We start from the raw sequence: 292 nt of genomic DNA on the forward strand, positions 1-292 counted from the left end.
CTCGCGCGCGCGTGCCATGGCGTCATGGTCGAACAGGCCGGCCACCGCCAGGGCCTGGACGTAATCAAACGCCACCATGTGCAATAACGCTCCGGTGGCACAGGCCAACGCCTGCGCACGGTCGAACGCCGGAGTACGGGTCATTTCGGTCGGGGCGATTAATAAAATACGGTTGAGTGTGGGCATTACAGCGGCCTCCTGACAACGGCGGTGCGCTCGACTGCAAACCCGATGTCGCGGTCGGGCTCCCTGCGGCGCTGTCTGTTCAGTATTGGGTTCAACCCAAGGCAGG

Annotated in this window: 1 protein-coding gene; it reads right to left on the reverse strand. The window is 63.0% G+C overall.

All coding sequences use genetic code 11. The features are described 5' to 3' along the window. Window positions 1-186 (reverse strand): hypothetical protein (locus KZZ04_RS18780; RefSeq protein ID WP_219423763.1); only part of this gene is annotated, 186 nt, incomplete at its 3' end. Between the last annotated feature and the right edge of the window lie 106 nt (window positions 187-292).

The sequence above is a fragment of the Pseudoalteromonas sp. CR1 genome, from assembly GCF_019392235.1.
Taxonomy (GTDB): Bacteria; Pseudomonadota; Gammaproteobacteria; order Enterobacterales; family Alteromonadaceae; genus Pseudoalteromonas.